This is a genomic window from Sedimentitalea xiamensis, assembly GCF_030164465.1.
GTDB classification, from domain to species: domain Bacteria; phylum Pseudomonadota; class Alphaproteobacteria; order Rhodobacterales; family Rhodobacteraceae; genus Sedimentitalea; species Sedimentitalea xiamensis.
Genome location: NZ_JASNJE010000084.1, coordinates 1 through 1,327, shown reverse-complemented (window position 1 = coordinate 1,327; position 1,327 = coordinate 1). Strand labels below are relative to the sequence as shown.

Below are 1,327 nucleotides of genomic sequence, written 5' to 3'. Positions count from 1 at the left end.
GGCGGTGGCGATGTGGCTCTTGCCCGTGCCAGGGCCGCCGATGAGTACAACGTTCTCTGCATTTTCCATGAACGCGCCGCGGTGCAACTGCCGGACAGTGGCTTCGTTGATCTCGCTGGATTTGAAGTCGAACCCGGCGAGGTCCTTGTAGGACGGGAAGCGGGCCACTTTCGTGTGATAGGCGATTGACCGTACCTCCCGTTCGGCCATTTCCGCCTTGAGCAGCTGAGACAACATCGGCGTCGCGGCCTCGAACGCTGGCGCACCCTGGGAGACCAGATCATCAACGGCTTGCGCCATGCCATGCAGCTTGAGGCTGCGTAGCATGATCACGATCGAAGCGCCTGCAGGGTCATGACGCATGGCGCTTCTCCCCGGCCTGTCTCAGATCGTCATAGCGATCGACGTTAGCCTTCGGCGCCGTTTCCAGGGCCAGGGCGTCTGGTGGATCGACTTCGGGATGGTCGGTCTGCTTGCGGTCGATCAGCCTGTGGAGCAGGTTCAGGATATGCGTCTTGGTCGGCACGCCGGCTTCCAGCGCCAGCTCCACGGCACACAGAACGGCATCTTCGTCATGGTGCAGAACCAGGGACAGGATATCGACCATATCCCGGTCGCCGCCCTCCTTGCGCAACATGTGATCCTGCAAGCGGCGGAAGGCTTCGGGCATCTCGGTGAACGGCGCGCCGTTGCGCAAGGCCCCGGGTTTGCGCTGGATCACTGCCAGATAATGCCGCCAATCATAGATCACCCTGCCAGGTTTGTGGTGCGACCGCTCTATGATGCGACCATGGGTGCAGACGGTTTGGCCTTCGGCCGCCACGACCAGTCGGTCTGGATAGACATGCAGGCTGACGCGGCGGTTCGCGAAGCTGGCCGGAACGCTGTAGCGATTGCGCTCGAAGGTGACCAAGCATGTCGGCGATACCCGTTTACTGTGCTCGACGAACCCATCGAAAGCCGGTGGCAGCGCCATCAAGGTAGGCTTCTCAGATTCCCACACGTCAGCGATGGAACCGGGTAATTCCCGGTGCTTTGTCTCGGTCCACAAGGCAATACAGCGATCCTCCAACCACTGGTTCAACTCGTCCAGATCCTTGAAGACGGGCATGACCTGCCACAGGCGATTGCGCACATCCTGTACATTCTTCTCGACCTGACCTTTCTCCCAACCAGCAGCGGGGTTGCAGAACTCGGGTTCAAAGACGTAGTGGCTCGCCCCTCTCGGCAGAATTGCTTTGCAATTCGCCTGCCGGGCAATGCATGGCCTTGAAGCGCGCGTTGACGTCTCGCTGTTTGCCGCGACCAACACGATCCACCGCTGTCT

1 protein-coding gene and 1 pseudogene are annotated in these 1,327 nt (G+C 60.6%); both read right to left on the bottom strand.

Annotated features, from left to right (window positions below; all coding sequences use genetic code 11):
- A partial coding sequence (locus QO034_RS23240; protein WP_284487874.1) for an ATP-binding protein occupies positions 1 to 363 on the bottom strand: 363 nt, incomplete at its 3' end.
- Positions 353 to 1,327, bottom strand: a pseudogene (locus tag QO034_RS23235) (Mu transposase domain-containing protein); the annotation flags it as partial. The pseudogene QO034_RS23235 and the gene QO034_RS23240, both read right to left, overlap by 11 nt.